Source organism: Morganella sp. GD04133 (genome assembly GCF_029835375.1).
GTDB lineage: Bacteria > Pseudomonadota > Gammaproteobacteria > Enterobacterales > Enterobacteriaceae > Morganella > Morganella morganii_B.
The window spans coordinates 20,978-36,774 of sequence record NZ_JAODZS010000041.1; the positions used below are offsets into that span (position 1 = coordinate 20,978).

At 52.5% G+C, this 15,797-nt stretch carries 16 protein-coding genes; 8 read left to right on the top strand and 8 right to left on the bottom strand.

What is annotated here, in order from left to right:
• Positions 1-65: 65 nt before the first annotated feature.
• Positions 66-779, bottom strand: a complete 714-nt coding sequence (btsR, locus tag N7387_RS17865; protein WP_025152380.1) for a two-component system response regulator BtsR — start codon at positions 777-779, stop codon at positions 66-68.
• Between the two features lie 18 nt (positions 780-797).
• Entirely contained in the window at positions 798-2,507 is a 1,710-nt protein-coding gene (locus tag N7387_RS17870; RefSeq protein ID WP_262882600.1) for a sensor histidine kinase, read from the bottom strand.
• Positions 2,508-2,768: 261 nt separating this feature from the next.
• Here N7387_RS17870 and N7387_RS17875 point away from each other — a divergent pair, with 261 nt between their 5' ends.
• The 3 genes from N7387_RS17875 to N7387_RS17885 are packed head-to-tail and all read left to right on the top strand — an operon-like array spanning position 2,769 to position 6,045.
• The gene (locus N7387_RS17875; protein WP_004241398.1) at positions 2,769-3,740 is read left to right on the top strand and encodes an efflux RND transporter periplasmic adaptor subunit; all 972 of its coding nucleotides are present in this window, start codon (positions 2,769-2,771) and stop codon (positions 3,738-3,740) included.
• Positions 3,740-4,885, top strand: a complete 1,146-nt coding sequence (locus tag N7387_RS17880; protein WP_279800530.1) for an ABC transporter permease — start codon at positions 3,740-3,742, stop codon at positions 4,883-4,885. The genes N7387_RS17875 and N7387_RS17880 overlap by 1 nt, the downstream gene beginning before the upstream one ends.
• Complete coding sequence (locus N7387_RS17885) at positions 4,882-6,045, top strand: ABC transporter permease (protein ID WP_262859293.1); 1,164 nt, start codon at positions 4,882-4,884, stop codon at positions 6,043-6,045. The genes N7387_RS17880 and N7387_RS17885 overlap by 4 nt, the downstream gene beginning before the upstream one ends.
• Positions 6,046-6,201: 156 nt before the next feature.
• On the opposite strand, the gene N7387_RS17890 is transcribed toward N7387_RS17885, so the two are convergent.
• Both N7387_RS17890 and N7387_RS17895 read right to left on the bottom strand, forming a co-directional pair.
• Entirely contained in the window at positions 6,202-7,080 is an 879-nt protein-coding gene (locus N7387_RS17890) for a U32 family peptidase (RefSeq protein WP_195432500.1), read from the bottom strand.
• Positions 7,081-7,094: 14 nt separating this feature from the next.
• Entirely contained in the window at positions 7,095-8,090 is a 996-nt protein-coding gene (locus tag N7387_RS17895) for a peptidase U32 family protein (RefSeq protein ID WP_025152386.1), read from the bottom strand.
• Between the two features lie 263 nt (positions 8,091-8,353).
• Here N7387_RS17895 and N7387_RS17900 point away from each other — a divergent pair, with 263 nt between their 5' ends.
• Complete coding sequence (locus tag N7387_RS17900; protein WP_262859290.1) at positions 8,354-8,875, top strand: SCP2 domain-containing protein; 522 nt, start codon at positions 8,354-8,356, stop codon at positions 8,873-8,875.
• On the top strand, positions 8,869-9,375 hold the full coding sequence (locus N7387_RS17905) for an N-acetyltransferase (protein WP_279800531.1): 507 nt from the start codon (positions 8,869-8,871) through the stop codon (positions 9,373-9,375). The genes N7387_RS17900 and N7387_RS17905 overlap by 7 nt, the downstream gene beginning before the upstream one ends.
• Here the strand turns inward: N7387_RS17905 and N7387_RS17910 are convergent.
• Positions 9,354-9,674, bottom strand: a complete 321-nt coding sequence (locus N7387_RS17910; RefSeq protein WP_279800532.1) for a GIY-YIG nuclease family protein — start codon at positions 9,672-9,674, stop codon at positions 9,354-9,356. The genes N7387_RS17905 and N7387_RS17910 overlap by 22 nt on opposite strands.
• A gap of 274 nt (positions 9,675-9,948) precedes the next feature.
• Here N7387_RS17910 and N7387_RS17915 point away from each other — a divergent pair, with 274 nt between their 5' ends.
• A complete protein-coding gene (locus tag N7387_RS17915; RefSeq protein ID WP_262859288.1) occupies positions 9,949-10,200 on the top strand; it encodes a YdgH/BhsA/McbA-like domain containing protein in 252 nt (83 codons plus the stop codon).
• A gap of 103 nt (positions 10,201-10,303) precedes the next feature.
• Positions 10,304-10,759 carry a YhbP family protein gene (locus tag N7387_RS17920; RefSeq protein ID WP_279800533.1) on the top strand — a complete coding sequence of 152 codons (456 nt, stop codon included), beginning with the start codon at positions 10,304-10,306 and terminating at the stop codon, positions 10,757-10,759.
• Here the strand turns inward: N7387_RS17920 and nrdG are convergent.
• The 3 genes from nrdG to N7387_RS17935 form a co-directional block, all read right to left on the bottom strand.
• Positions 10,740-11,207: an anaerobic ribonucleoside-triphosphate reductase-activating protein gene (gene nrdG, locus N7387_RS17925; protein ID WP_262859286.1), complete on the bottom strand. Its 468-nt coding sequence runs from the start codon at positions 11,205-11,207 to the stop codon at positions 10,740-10,742. The two genes, N7387_RS17920 and nrdG, sit on opposite strands and share 20 nt — an antisense overlap.
• A 3-nt stretch (positions 11,208-11,210) precedes the next feature.
• Positions 11,211-13,349 carry an anaerobic ribonucleoside-triphosphate reductase gene (gene nrdD, locus N7387_RS17930; protein WP_279800536.1) on the bottom strand — a complete coding sequence of 713 codons (2,139 nt, stop codon included), beginning with the start codon at positions 13,347-13,349 and terminating at the stop codon, positions 11,211-11,213.
• 265 nt (positions 13,350-13,614) lie between these two features.
• Complete coding sequence (locus N7387_RS17935; protein ID WP_279800534.1) at positions 13,615-14,814, bottom strand: MFS transporter; 1,200 nt, start codon at positions 14,812-14,814, stop codon at positions 13,615-13,617.
• A gap of 179 nt (positions 14,815-14,993) precedes the next feature.
• On the opposite strand from N7387_RS17935, the gene N7387_RS17940 reads away from it, so the two are divergent.
• On the top strand, positions 14,994-15,581 hold the full coding sequence (locus N7387_RS17940; RefSeq protein WP_262859284.1) for a TetR/AcrR family transcriptional regulator: 588 nt from the start codon (positions 14,994-14,996) through the stop codon (positions 15,579-15,581).
• Positions 15,582-15,797: the final 216 nt, after the last annotated feature.

Genomic DNA, 15,797 nt, shown 5'->3' on the forward strand with positions numbered 1-15,797 from the left:
GAATCATAAAAAGCCCGGCCGGGGATATCCCCGCCGGGCTTTTTTTATGCGCCTGAGAATGGGTATTAAATCAGCCCCAGAGCCTCTTTCAGGGGTTTAAGGTAGCGGCGGCTGACCGGGATGGTTTCATCGTTACTCAGGATCAGTTCCGCCTGACCGTTATCGCCCAGCAGGATTTCCCGCAGGCGGGTCAGATTGACCAGATACTGCCGGTGGCAGCGCAGCAGCGGGGTACGGGTTTCCAGAGTGCGCAGTGTCAGCTCGGTAAATCCTTCCTGGCCGTGTGCGCTCATCACGAACACGCCGCTGATGCGGGAATTGACATACACCACATCCTCAACCGGCATCAGCCAGATACGGTTGTGCCCGCTGCACGGGATATAGCGCAGTTGCTCTGTCTGTTCCGGGATCTCCGCCGGGCGGATCTGCCCCTGGCGCAGCCGGTTCAGGGTTTTGTCCAGGCGCTCTTTTTCCACCGGTTTGAGCAGATAATCAAACGCATCCTCCTCAAATGCCTGTAAGGCGTACTCTTCAAAGGCAGTGAGAAAGACAATCGCAGGCCGGTGGCCGGGATCGAGCATACCGACCATCTCCAGCCCGGTGACCCGGGGCATCTGAATATCCAGAAATACCACGTCCGGCTTCAGGCGGTGAATTTTTCCGATGGCATCAATGGCGTTAGTGCATTCACCCAGGATATGGATGTCAGGATACGCATCGAGCAGTAATCGCAGGTTTTCCCGGGCCAGTGGCTCATCATCAACAATTAAAACATTCATGGTGTCATTATCATTTTTTTAGTTATCAGGCGGTGCTGATGCACCTGCCGGTGAATCGAAGGGTAAGGTCAGAATAATCGTTGTTTTTATTTCCGGCTCGCAGTGAACACTGAGACCGTATTGTTTACCATAGCGGACTTTGATGCGTTTATCGACCAGTCCCATACCCAGCCCGTCACTCATTCCGGTCGGCTGATACAGTCCGGCGTTATCGGTGATCCGGATGACAAGGGTATTGCCTTCTGCCCGTGCGGTTATGGTAATTTTTCCCTGCTCAAATATCTGTGATGTACCATGTTTTATCGCATTTTCCACAATCGGCTGTAACGAAAAGACCGGCAGACTGGCCTGTTTCAGCGCATCCGGAATGGCGATATCTACACTGAGTTGTTCACGGAAGCGGGCTTTTTCAATCTGTAAGTAAGCATTCACATGCTCAATTTCGGCGGCGAGGGTAGCAATCTCCCCCGGCCGTTTCAGGTTTTTGCGGAAAAAGGTGGAGAGATTCTGCACCAGATGCCGTGCCTGTTCCGCATCGCGGCGGATCACCGCCTGTAAGGTATTGAGGGCATTAAACAGGAAATGCGGATTCACCTGGGCATGCAGCAATTTCACCTCGGTTTCCAGTAGTGACTGCTTACTTCGCTCAAACTGCCCGGCCAGGATTTGTGCCGACAACAGGCTGGCAATTCCTTCTCCCAGCGTGCGGTTAATGGAGCTGAACAGGCGGTTCTTCACTTCATACAGTTTGATGGTACCGACCACCTGCTTATTCTCCCCGGTCAGCGGGATAACCAGCGTAGATCCGAGTTTACAGTGCGGATTGATCGAACAACAGTACGGTGTTTCGTTACCGTCGGCATAGACCACCTCATTATGGGCAATCGCCTGGCGGGAATAGCGGGAAGCAATCGGCGTACCCGGCAGATGGTGATCCGCCCCGACACCGATAAAGGCCAGCAGTTTTTCCGTATCCGTGATAGCCACGGCGGCGACATTCAGCTCATCATACAATACTTGTGCCACCTGGCGGCTGTTGGTCTCATTAAATCCCTGGCGCAGCACACCGTCTGTACTGATTGCCAGTTTCAGTGCCTGGGCGGAAAAGGCGCTGGTGTATTTTTCAAAGATAGCGCGTCTGTCCAGCAGGATGCGGATAAACATGGCGGCACCGATGGTATTGGCGATAATCATCGGCGCGGCAATATCTTTCACCAGACTCAGGGCTTCATTAAACGGTCGCGCGAGTAACAGAATAATCGCCATCTGCGCCAGTTCGGCAACAAAGGTCACACCGGCGGCTGTCCACGGATTGAACAGTTTGTTGATTTGTCCGCGCTTCATATAGTAGCGGTGTACCAAGCCGCCGATCAGCCCTTCGACAATCGTGGACACCATACAGCTGAACGCCGTCATCCCGCCGAGAGAATAGCGGTGCAGCCCGCCGGTAAAACCGACCAGCAGCCCGACAGACGGCCCGCCGAGCAGACCGCCGAGTACCGAGCCGATAGCCCGCGTGTTGGCGATAGAATCATTGATATTCAGCCCGAAATAGGTGCCCATGACACAGAAAACGGAGAATATCAGATAGCACATCAGCTTGTGCGGCAGGCGGACAGTCACCTGTAAGACCGGCAGTACCAGCGGCGTTTTACTGAGCACCCAGGCGATAACCAGATACACACACATCTGCTGAAGCAGCAGGAAAATCAGATTGTAGTCATACATTTTTCTGTCGGATCACTTGCCGGGGGACGATTATTTGTAACTATCTGAGATTTTATATTAAAAAGAGTTGTACAACAGGTGCGCGGCGCTAAGATTGATAGTATTGTGCTGTGATCTGGCGCACAAATATCTTAACGGTTTCATCAGAAATCAGTAATACTGAAACCTTCCCCTTCTTCATCGTTTTATCCAGAACAATTTCTTTCGGGATGATTCCATTCCGAATAGTTTCACAAATGATAGTTAAGGCCGAAATCAATAATGAAAAAAAGAACAATCTATCTGATCCTGCTGATGCTGGTCTTAATTGCGATGGCTGCACTTTTTCGTGCCCACAACCAGTATCTTTTATTGCAGGGTGAAGTCGATGCACCGGAGGTCATTGTTTCCTCGAAAGCCAAAGGGCGTGTTGTTGAACGTCTGATTGAGCGCGGTGACGACGTTAAACAAGGACAGGCGCTGATTCGTCTGACCAGCCCTGAACTGGAAGCGCAGGTCGCCTCTCTGGTGGCTGCCCGCGACCAGGCACAGGCACAGTTAACCGAATCTCTGAACGGTACCCGTGAAGAGAGCGTGCGTAACTATGCGGCGCAGCTGGCGAAGTCTCAGGCTGAGCTGGCGAATGCACAACGTGATTTTCAGCGCATGAGCAGCATGGCCGGAAAAGGCTATGTATCAAAAACCGAGCTTGATCAGTCCCGCCGCGCCCGTGATGTGGCGCAGCAGGGCGTACTGGCCGCCAAAGCACAACTCGACCAGGCGAAAAACGGTGACCGCACCGAGCAGCGCCAGCGTTACGAAGCGGCATTGCGTCAGGCAGAACAGAAACTGGCGGAATTAAAAGTCCAGCAGGATGAACTGACCGTGACCGCACCGGTGACCGGTGAAATCGGGCCGATTCCGGCTGAAATCGGTGAACTGTTTAATGCAGGCAGCCCGCTGGTGACGATTATCCGTCTGCCGGAAGCGTATTTTGTCTATAACCTGCGTGAGGACATTCTCGCGGATGTGAAAAAAGGTGACAAAATCACCCTGACGGTACCGGCACTGAAAAATCAGGAAATTGAGGCTGAAGTCCGCTATATCGCACCTATGGGGGATTACGCCACCAAACGCGCCACCCGCGCCACCGGGGATTTTGATCTGAAGACCTTTGAGGTTCGTCTCTATCCGGCACAGCCGGTCGACGGATTAAGACCCGGCATGAGTGCGTTATGGCGCCGGGATAAGTAATGAGATTTCCGGCAATATGGCGCGGTTTCCGCAACGCATTCTCACAGGAAACCCGGATGGCGGTGCGCAGTCCGGTGTTTCACTGGCTGAGCTGGCTGTTTCCGCTGATGTTGTTTGCACTGGTCAGTGCCAACTTCTCGGAAGGCACATTACTGGACTTACCGGTTTCCGCCATTGATTATGACCACAGCCCGCTCTCACGCACCCTGGTGCGTAACCTGAACGCGGCATCACATGCCAGTATCACGCCGCAGGATGATAAAGATGTCGCGCTTGAGCGCATGGGGAGTGCGCAAGATTACGCCATTCTGGTGATCCCGCCGCGTTTTGAAAGTGATGTGCTGTCCGGTAAGCAACCGACAACCCGGATGTTTTTTAATGCCCTGTTTTATGCTTCCGGCAGCTACGCCACTCAGGACTTCAGCGGACTGATTGCCGAACTGAACGGCCAGTACCGGTCTGTTCTCGCTGCTGAAATGGGGAAAAACGTCCCGAAACTGGCACAGGTGACGATGTCCTATGACACCCTGTTTAACGCCAGCGGCAGTTATATTTATTATCAGCAGTTTGCCGCCACGATCCATATGCTTCAGTTATTTGTGGTGACCTGCACCATTTACACCATGTCACGCAGCACCATGTTGCACTCCATTAAACCGCTGTTCAGTGGTGTACTGGGCAAACTGGCACCTTATACGCTGTTTTTCACGGCACTGCTGATGATCGAACTCGCTGTCCTGGTTACCGTGTTTGAGGCGAAAGTGACCGGGAATCCGGTTTATATGCTGATGGTCGGTTTCTTTTATGTGATGGCTGCCCAGAGCATCGGTCTGCTCCTCTACACATTCACCCGTGATTCGATGATGGCTTACAGTATGATCGGGATGCTGGTGAGTATGGCAATGGCCTTTTCCGGGATGACCGTGCCGGAGTTGTCGATGATTCTGCCGGCACGGATTATCGCGAATATCGAGCCGCTGACACATGCGCTGAACGCCATGTTTGATATTTTCCTGCGGGAAGTCTCGTTACAGCATATCCTGTATGTCTGCGCGTTATTGTTGCTCTATCCGGTGGGAGCCACTTTCCTGATCCGTAACCGCCTGCCGAAACGGCTGGCATTGCAGAAAGGAGGCGCGGTATGAAACTCTATTTCCAGACCTTCCTGAAAGTACTGCTCGGTATGCTGGAAAAACCGATGTGGATGCTGCTGATTATCTCGCTGTGTGTCATGAGCCTGGTCTATGTGCATCCGGTCCTGTGGGATTTACCGGTTGCGGTGGTGGATCAGGATAACACGGTGGCCAGCCGTTCTCTGGTGCGGGAGCTGGATGCCACTGCAAAAGTCGAACTGCACAGTTATGACAACCTGGCCACGGCCCGGCAGGATATGATCATGCGTGATCTGTTTGCGATCATCATTGTTCCGCAGGATTTTGAGCGCAATCTCTTACAGGGCAAAAATATCACGGTACCGGTCTTTGGTGACGGCACCAACCGTATCGCCAGCGGGCAGATTCAGCAGGAACTGAGTAAGGCATATCAGCAGATCCTCGCGGATTACAATACCAAAATCCTGACAGCAAACGGTTATACACCGGAGCAGGCATCAATACTGATCGCCCCGATTCAGTCAGAAACGGTCGGTATGTATAACCCCGGTGTCAGTTTTGCCGCCATTGCGCTGCCGGGACTGCTGGTGATGCTGTTGCAGCACACGCTGCTGATAGCCTGTGTCCGTGTCAGTATCGCGGTGCGCAGCACACCGAAAGGGAAACCGCCGCTGGCGGTCTATCTGGGGGCGCTGAGTGCGCTGTTGCCTATCTGGCTGTTTCTCTCGACGGTCTTCTTTGCGCTGTGGCCGTGGGTGCTGGGATACCGTCAGGAAGCGCCGATGTATGAATTATGGCTGCTGACATTCCCGTTCCTGCTGGGGGTTCTGGGGCTGGGAAAACTGGTTACCGAATGCCTGCGCAGTGTGGAGATGATTTACCTGACGCTGGCGTTTGTGACCACACCGGTCTTTTATATGTCAGGCACTATCTGGCCGTTACAGGCCATGCCGGACTGGGTGCGGTTTATTGCTTCCGCGCTGCCGTCCACCTGGGCGACCAAAGCGATTGCCGGTATCAACCAGATGGATTTACCGTTCAGCAGTGTGCAGAACGATATTATTATGATGCTGGTGCTCGGGATTATTTATACGCTGCTCGGCGTCTTTATCGGTATGTTACGTGACGGGGAATTACGGCGTATCACACATTCCCTGCGCCGGATGTTCCGGCGGAAAAACAAAGCCCGTTAAATAAAATCCCGTTCTCACGATTTCCGGGAGAACAGAGGATCAGGGCAGGCAACGTGAGGCATAACAGCCGGTCAAAACGGGCGCGCACATATCGCGCCCGTTCTGTTATTCCGTTCCGGCGCCCGGCGATATTTCCATGCAGGCACCGGACGGCCGTTATTCCACCAGTTCCAGCCCCGCCACTTTACGCCAGTAACCGTTGCAGTTTTGTGCCTGTGCCAGATCCAGCGGCTGTGCGCCGGTTTCATTCTGACGGAAATGGTCAATGACGGCCAGATCATCCGGCGCATCCGGGGAAATGCGCACAATATCCACCAATCCCTGCATGGAACGCAGATCATTACCGAGGTTATAGCAGTAACCGCTCTGGGTCTGGATCCCGTTAAGGACAAAGACCTGCTGATTTTCCTGTGAGAGGACTTTGCGCCCCTGCGGATAGCTGATACAGCAGGTTTCGCAGTCATCTTTGGCGCGGTTTTCCGAACGGGCGGTGAAGCAGCGGGCGGAGTAGGCCAGCGGCAGGTGGCCATAGCTCATCACTTCCACTTCAAATTTGTCGCGGATCCCCAGCTCTTCACATTGCTTCAGCAGGTTCACCAGCCAGTCACGGGATAGCTCCACCGGCATACACCAGCGTGTCATTCCCTGTTTTTGCAGGATTTTCAGCGCCGGGGCGTTATAGCAGTTCAGGCCGTGTCCTGCGACAAACGGCAGCCCGCGCTCGTGCAGCATATTAATCACACCGAAATCATGCGCCTCGATCATAAATTCGCCGTTATCCACCAGTTTGGCGATCTCTTTCAGCTCAGACGGCGCCTGTAACAGCGCCAGCGTGGAGATAACCACCTGTTTGCCGCTTCCGGCAACGGTTTTAGCGAGATTTATCCAGTCATCCGGTTTCATTTCCCTGCGCTTGCTGCACACGGTTTCGCCGAGGTAGATAATATCCGCACTGCTTTGCATTGCCTGCTGATAAAACTGTTCCAGTGTTGCTTTCGGCCAGTAATAGAGGACTGAACCTAATGAAAATTGCATCGTTTTTCTCTCCGTTACTGCCATTTGCGGTGATAGGCACCGAGTGTGGTCTGGCGTCCTTCTGACATACCGCCTAGGGTCTGCATCCACGCGGCATCCGGCGCATAGTTGTCCGGATCGGCTTTGCAGCGGTCGATGGCCTGACGCCATACTTTCGCCACATCAGTCACATAGGCCGGGCTGCGCTGGCGGCCTTCAATTTTCACTGACGCGATATTCGCCGCCATCAGTTCCGGCAGCAGTTCCAGGGTGTTAAGGCTGGTCGGTTCTTCCAGGGCATGGTAAGGCTTGCTGTCCACGCAGTAACGGCCTTTGCAGAGGGTCGGGTAACCGGCATTCTCATCCGCACCGTAGCGGTCAATCAGCACATCATTCAGGCGTGATTCCAGCCCCTGCGCGGTCTCCTGCCAGCGGACAAACCGTGCCGGAGAGCAGGCACCGACGGTATTCGGGGATTCCCCGGTCAGATAGGAGGAGAGGTAGCAGCGGCCTTCCGCCATAATGCACAGGCTGCCGAAAGCAAAGACTTCCAGCGGCACCGGGCTGGTGCGTGCCAGCTGTTTTACCTGATGGATTGAGAGTACACGCGGCAGCACGATACGGTGCACATCAAAGTTGCGCTGATAGAAACGGATCGCTTCGGTATTGGTAGCCGATGCCTGTACAGAGACATGACGTTCAATGTGCGGATAACGCTCCGCGGCATATTCCAGCATGGCGATATCCGCGAGGATCAGGGCATCTGCCCCCAGTTGTGCTGCCATATCCACCGCCCGCTGCCAGCGGCTGAAACCGTCCGGATGGGCAAAGGTGTTAATTGCAATATGCAGGTGACGCCGGTGGCGGTGAACATAATCCACCGCCTCGGTCAGTTTCTTTTCAGTAAAATTCAGACCGGCGAAGTGACGGGCATTAGTATCATCTTTCAGGCCGATATAAACCGCATCCGCGCCGTTATCAATAGCGGCTTTCAGTGCGGGTAAATTACCGGCAGGACACAATAGTTCCATGGTGAGACTCTCAGACTGAATAATAAAAATGATCGGAAATTGTAAATGGCAGGCTAAAAAAGGTATTGACCTGAGGCAGGTTAGTGAACATTTACCGCAAAAAATCACCCGGTTTGCGGATATAAAAGCGGGATGTTCTCTGCGGCAGGAAGAAAATCGGGTATATAATAGAAACAATGACACGAAAAATTGACCGGAATCCTGAGTTATTTCCGCAGATTCTGGCACAATGACGCAGTAATTCAGATTAAGGAGTCAGTACGGTGTTTGCCAAAATTCGTTCCTCGCTCGTACACAACGGGCCGGCGTTATTGCGGTTTCCGCTGAAATTAACGCCGTTTACCCTGCAAAAACAGGTTCTTCAGCAGGTTCTGGCGCGTCAGTTTGAAGAGGCGCTGACAGAAGGTGATCTCGATTTTCTGGAAAATAAATGGCTGAAAGTGGAAGTCCGCGACCTGGCGCTTCACTGGTATATCAGTAACCGTGACGGTCGTCTGGTGGTCAGTGCGGATGAACAGGAAGACGTCAGTTTCAGCGGTAATGCCAATGATCTGGTGCTGATCGCTGCCCGCAAGGAGGACCCGGATACTCTGTTCTTTCAGCGCCGTCTGCGCATTGAGGGAGACACCGAGCTGGGTCTGTATGTCAAAAACCTGATGGACTCGATTGACCTCGATGGTATGCCGCCGCTGCTGCGCAGTGCATTAATGCAGCTGGCTGACTTTATTCAGGCCGGTCTGGCGGAAGACGGGGCTAAATCACCGGCAGTGGTGACCTCATGCTGATCCGTACAGAAATTCCGGTTGATGCCGCCGGTATCGATGCACTGTTGCGCAGCGCATTCGGACGTGATAATGAAGCCGACCTCCTGCATTCGCTGCGGGAAGACGGGCTGCTGACTTTAGGTGTGGTTGCCACTGATGATGAGGGGCTGGTGGTCGGTTATGTCGGTTTCACCCCCGTGGATGTGGAAGGCGAGGATTGCCAGTGGGTCGGCCTGGCACCGCTGGCAGTGGCTGAGGCTTACCGTGGTCAGGGCATTGCGAAGCAGATGGTTTATGAGGGGCTGGACAGCCTCAATGAGTTCGGTTACGGCGCGGTTGTGGTGCTGGGCGATCCCGCGATCTACGGTAAGTGGGGGTTTAAACCGGCAGCAGAGTTTGATCTGCACTGCAAATGGCCGGATACCGCACCGTATTTCCTGATCTATCCGCTGGAAAATGATGCTGCAGATCGTTATCACGGGCTGGTGAATTTCTCACATCATTTTGACAGCTGTGAATAATCGCCGCCATTAAGGTATGCCGTCAAATCGGAGGGCTGGTCACTGACCAGCCTTTCTTTTTTCTTCTTTGTCAGCTGCTTGACCCGGTACTCTTCTTTTGACGCGATTGAGCGATCCGCCAGAGTCGCCTGATACACGACATGCAGCCCGCTCTTCCCCCGCAGGTATTTTGCTCCCTTTCCGGACTGATGTGTCGCCACACGTTGTGCGACATCACGGGTGATCCCTGTGTAAAGACATCCGGATTCTGTCCTGATTATGTAAAGAAACCACGTGTTTATGTCTGTGTTGTTGTTCATTTTTGTGTAATCGTGCGTTTTATTATTTATATGAAAGGTGAATATTTTGGTGATTTTCGTTGCGGAATAGTCACGCAAGTAACTAATTAATCAGTGGTATTCACCATGGTAATTCTTTTCCCGGATTTATTAAAACCCACATCATCAATTTTATTGAATAACTACAGCAGAAATAGCTAATTTTCTTTTTCGCCGGAGGAGCATAATATGACTCACATCACAGAGAGAGACAAAAACGTCTCATGATATTACATTTATTCTAAGGAATCATATTATGAAAATCTCAACAGTAATCCCTGCAATTTTAGCTTTAAGTGCCGTTTCATTTGGTTCAATGGCTGCTACCGAAGTACAACATAGCACACAAGCACCTGTCGGTGTTGTCTCTGTCAGCGATGTTGATACCCTGGCTGACGTGACTGCTGCTTTATCCAAAAAAGCTGATGAAGCTGGCGCAAGTTCTTTCCGTATCATCTCCGCAGGTGGTGAAAACCTGATGGGTGGTACTGCAGAGCTCTATAAATAATTCCTGAGATTTGCCATACAATACAGCCCGTCTGACGGGACTGTCTGAACCAGCACCGGATGATATACTCTATCAGCCGGTGTGGTTTTATTGGGGGTACTGTATGGAATTACCGCACGATTCAATCCTGTCTTATCTGAAGAAAAATCAAGTCTTTACGCTGTGTGCCACTGCCGGTGATGATCTGTGGTGCGCCTCCTGCTTTTATATCGCAGATCCGGAAACGATGATGCTTTATTTCCTGACTGAACCGCATACACGGCACGGTACCCTGATGCAGCAGAATCCGCTGGTGGCGGGAACCATTTCCGCACAGACGGTGACTGTGGCAAAAATCCGCGGTATCCAGTTCAGAGGAGAGGTTGTGATATTGTCAGCAGAAGACGAAAAACAGGCAAGAGCCCGTTACTGCCGCCGTTTTCCGGTGGCTGTTGCCGCAAAAACCCCGCTGTGGGGGCTGCGGCTGAATGAAATCAAGATGGTGAATAATACGCTGGGGTTCGGCAAGAAACTGCACTGGTCGCGGTTCAGCGCGGGTGTCAGCGCAGATAGTGAATAACCTGGTTACTGCTGCCGCGCCAGATCAGCATCGGGTCATGCAGATCCTGCACAAATTTCCCGTCGACTAACACATTGATATGCTCAATGACTTCCCGCTGGGCATCATTCAGTTCATCCAGTTTATACCCTGTCCACATCCAGATATCTTTTTCCGGCGGGCACTCGCGGCGGATGCGCTGCACCAGTGCCAGGATCACCGGCACATTGTGCGGATGCAGCGGATCACCGCCGGACAGTGTGATCCCCTGACGTTTTACGCGGGTATCACAGAGGTCGGCGATAATTGTGTCTTCCAGTTCACGGGTGTACGGAACACCGGAATCCGTGCGCCAGGTGCTCTGGTTATAGCAGCCGCGGCACTGATGCACACAGCCGGAAACAAACAGGGTGCAGCGTGTACCCGGCCCGTTGACGACGTCAACGGGGTAATACTGATGATAATTCACAACTCAGCCTAATTGTCCGTTATTCAGGTGTTTAACGCGCCGTTTCACTTCTTCCTGTTTCCCTGCGTTAAACGGACGGGCATCCGGGCTGCCGAGGTAACCGCACACACGGCGGATCACAGAAACGCGGGCGGCATCATGATTGCCGCATTTCGGGCAGACAAAGCCTTTGCTGGTGCAGTTAAACTCACCGGCAAATCCGCATTCATAACACTCATCAATCGGCGTGTTGGTGCCGTAGTACGGAACACGGTCGTAGCTGTAATCCCAGACATCTTCCAGTGCTTTCAGGTTGTGCTGAAGATTCGGGTATTCGCCGTAACAGATGAAACCGCCGTTCGCCAGCGGCGGGTACGGTGCTTCAAAGTCCAGTTTGTCGTACGGATTGACCTTTTTCTCCACATCGAGATGGAAGCTGTTGGTGTAGTAACCTTTGTCTGTCACCCCCGGGATAATCCCGAACTCAGCGGTATCCAGGCGGCAGAAGCGATCGCACAGGTTTTCACTCGGTGTGCTGTAGAGGCTGAAACCGTAGCCGGTTTCGGCTTTCCATTCGTCCGTTGCACGGCGCAGGCGTTCCACGATGGCGATACCCAGGGCGCGGCGCTGTTCGTCGTCATACATGTGCGTTTCAGTGCCGGTCAGAGCATTGATGGTTTCATGGATGCCGATGTAACCCAGTGAAATTGAGGCGCGGCCGTTTTTAAAGATTTCGGTGACGGAATCATCCGCTTTCAGACGCACGCCGCAGGCACCTTCCATATACAGGATTGGCGCAACACGGGCTTTGACATTTTCCAGCCGGGCGATACGGGTCATCAGGGCTTTTTTAGCAAGCGCGAGACGCTCATCCAGCAGTGACCAGAAATCCGCTTCACTGCCCTGTGATTCAATGGCAATACGCGGCAGGTTCAGACTGATAACCCCGAGGTTGTTGCGCCCGTCGTGGATCATTTCACCGTTCTCTTCATAGACACCGAGGAAGCTGCGGCAGCCCATCGGGGTTTTAAAGGAACCGGTCACTTTCACCACCTGGTCGTAGTTCAGGATATCCGGGTACATCCGTTTGCTGGCGCACTCTAATGCGAGCTGTTTGATGTCGTAGTTCGGATCGCCGTACTGGTGGTTCAGGCCTTTTTTAATAGCGAAAACCAATTTCGGGAATACCGCTGTTTTGTGATTTTTACCCAGACCGGCGATACGGTTACGTAAAATCGCCTGCTGGATCATGCGGGATTCTTTTGATGTGCCCAGCCCGAAGCCGAAGGTGACAAACGGGGTCTGTCCGTTGGCGGTGTGCAGTGTGTTGACTTCGTATTCCAGTGACTGGAAAGCGTCATAGCACTCTTTCTCTGTGCGGGCGTTGGCATAGCCTTCCGCATCCGGGATCTGCCACTCTTTTGCGGTTTTCAGATGTTTGTTATAGCTGGCGGTGACAAATGGCGCGAGAATTTCGTCGATACGGTTAATGGTGGTGCCGCCGTAAATATGGCTGGCTACCTGGGCAATAATTTGTGCTGTTACCGCCGTTGCGGTAGAGATGGACTTAGGCTGTTCTATCTCGGCGTTACCCATTTTAAAGCCATGAGTCAGCATGCCTTTTAAATCGATCAGCATGCAGTTAAACATCGGGAAGAACGGGGCGTAGTCCAGATCGTGATAGTGAATTTCGCCGCGTTCGTGCGAAATAACAACATCACGCGGTAAAATGTGCTGTTTTGCGTAGTGTTTGGCAACGATACCTGCCAGCAGGTCACGCTGTGTCGGGATCACCTTGCTGTCTTTATTCGCATTCTCGTTGAGAATGGACATATCACTCTGTTCAACCAGTCCGCGGATCTCGTTATTCAGGCGGCCGCGCAGTTCACGCGCCACGTCACGGTCATGACGGTATTCGATGTAAGTTCTGGCTAACGCTTTGTAATCACCGGACATTAGCTGGTTTTCAACGGCGTCCTGGATCTCACCGATATCCACCTTTTTCCGGTCACCCAGCAGGGCGGCTACCCGTGCGGCAACCTGAGAGCAGTAGTCATCATCATTAACGCGTGCGGCCCTGGCGGCTCTTTTAATGGCATCCCGGATGCGTGATTCATCAAAATTTACCTGACATCCATCACGCTTAATCACGATAGTGTGCACTTTGCTTCTCTCCGGCAGTTTGGTTATCCACAGGGCAAAACCTGTCATCATGCGGGTTGATGGTGTTGTGGATAACACTGTGAATAAATACTATATCTAGTGGGCTTTGTATTATATAGCACTAGATATAGATTTCCTCCGGAATAAGGCGATAGAAATTGATGTAAGTCAAAGAATTCTGGCGACATCAGGCAAACCGCACACTCCGGTTAAGTGTAAAAATGTGCGGTTTGATTGCTGAAAATTATAGTAAAAGTTATTTCTGTCACTTATCAGTGCTGTTTTTATCCTCTTTGAAGACGAAAACATAACCGATGCAGGCGGTGAGCAGTACGCAAATCCCCGCAGCGATAGCCAGCAGGAACCCAGCATCAATGCCGTAAGTATCAATGATCATACCGACACCGGCAGAGCCGAGGGCCACACCGACCGCCAGCCCAGTAATAAGCCAGGTAAAGCCTTCTGTCAGCATATTAGGCGGTGCTTCACGCTCGACAAAACCGATAGCGAGGATCATGGTCGGTGAGAAGAAGAAACCGGCGACAAACATGGTCAGCCCCAGACCGGTCAGGTTTGTGACCAGCAGCAGCGGCAGGGTGGTCAGCAGTGTGGCTGCGGCAGTGAAGACAAACTGCTTTGTGTAGCTGAACGGCAGCCGGATAGCACCGAAGATAAACCCGGCGATACAGGAACCGGCGGCATACACCGACAGAACGTAGCTGGCACCCTCCGGATACCCCTGTGCATTGGCGAAAGCAACAGCCAGTACATCCACCGTCCCGACAATCACCCCGAGCGCAAGCAGCACCACCATCAGCAACTGAATCGCAGGCAGACGCAACACGGTGCCTTTTGCCAGCCCGTCACGTTTGTGTACCGGCGGTTCAGTCCGTTTCTGACAGACCACCAGCGCGGTACCGATGATCAGAAAAATAATTGCCGCCAGCGGACCGGCCTGCGGGAACAGTGCGATACAGAGCGTGACTGACAGCGGCGGCCCGATAATAAAGCAGATTTCATCCAGCACTGACTCAAAGGAGTAGGCAGTCTGTAAACGCGGGTCACCTTTATAGATATGTGTCCAGCGGGCGCGGATCATGGCAGGCATGCTCGGGATCGCCCCGACAAACACCGCTGACAGCCAGATTGCCCAGTCAGGGGCATCATAAACCGTACATAACAGCAGGGCAGCAGTCGCGGGAACACTGATCACCAGCGTTTTCGGCAGGATACGGCTCTGTCCGTAGCGATCCACCAGCCGCGCGATCAGCGGGGCGCAGAAGGCCGCCGAAAAGGTATAAACAGCCGCAGTTACCCCGGCCATAAAGAAAGAATCACGCAATTGGGCAATCATGGTAATGATCCCAATCCCCATCATGGAGACGGTCATCCGCGCGATAAATCCCGCACCTGAAAAAGCCCTGGTGCCGGGATGCTGAAAGATGACGCGATAAGAGCTGAACATAACAACCTCACAGATATCCGGTATATTACAGACGGATATAATTTTTAACTGCCGGAGATAGCCGGCTGTAATGCAATTAACATACATTGCGTATGTGAATCTATTGACATACGCAATGTATGTCAATAAAAAAGTGCTATAATCCCCCGGCTGAAAGGGGTAACCGCAGGAGTAATGAAATGAGCCACAAACCACGTGCAGAGATGATAGAAGAAACGCGGACCAAGCTTATCCGTGCTGCACGCCAGCAGTTTGGTGAAGCAGGGTACGCCGCAACGGTGATGGATGACCTGACGGCTCAGGCGGGTCTCACCCGGGGGGCGCTGTATCACCATTTTGGTGATAAAAAAGGATTATTTCTGGCGGTACTGCAGGATCTGGATCGCGAACTCGATGCGCGCCTGGATACCGCAGAAAAAGAGGAGGCTGATGAGTGGTCCGCTTTCAAATTCCGTTGCCAGGGTTATCTGGCAATGAGTCTGGAGCCGGAAGTTCAGCGGATTATGTTCCGCGATGCTGCCTCGGTACTGGATTTTTCTATTCTCAAGTCCCACGAACTGGCCTGTGTGCAGGGGATCACCCGGCGTCTGACACACCTGATGGAAACCGGACGGATAAAACAGGTGGCACCGGATGTGCTGGCACTATTTATTAATGGCGGGCTGTATGAATGTGCCATGTGGATTGTACACAGTGATGACCCGCAGGCCACTTATGAAAAGGTCAGAGTCTCTTTTGACCAGCTGCTGGAAAATTTACGGGTATAGGATGCGGTAGTACATTGCTGCTATTTAATCGTCATATCCCTCTTTATTTTTTAACGTCCGTTATTCATGATGTTATTTATTCATCCGTCATCGTTATAAAAAAAAGCCCATGAAGCATGGGCAAACAGAGGTAAAATAATTCAGCACTGCCGGGTGTAATAACGTAATGATGCCATTGCCTGTCTCAGTATCTGCACATTAAAATGTTTCCCAGTT